1 protein-coding gene is annotated in these 235 nt (G+C 70.6%); it reads right to left on the bottom strand.

Going from position 1 to position 235, the window contains the following annotated elements; genetic code table 11:
* The coding region (locus tag SB658_RS27625; protein ID WP_410603769.1) for a hypothetical protein at positions 1–235 on the bottom strand (235 nt) is incomplete at both ends.

Genomic DNA, 235 nt, shown 5'->3' with positions numbered 1-235 from the left:
CTGGCGGATCTGACCGGCGTCCAGGCCCTCGAACAGGTCCCAACTCTTGGGGTAGGTCGGCGCGAACTCGGCGAGCGTCGCGTCGCGGCGCGCGCGGTCCCACAGCGAGGCCGGGGTGAAGTCGCCCTCGTCGAAGACGCTTTCGAGGTAGGCCTGCAGGTCTTCGAGGTGCGGCGCGGCGGCCTCAAGCTCGGGCAGGTACTTGGCATCGGTGCCGCGGTGCAGGACGCCCATG

The organism is Bacillus sp. SIMBA_008, from assembly GCF_046535495.1.
Taxonomy (GTDB): Bacteria; Bacillota; Bacilli; order Bacillales; family Bacillaceae; genus Bacillus; species Bacillus subtilis.
Note: the sequence above shows the minus strand (reverse complement) of the source record. Positions and strands in the feature narration are given on the sequence as shown.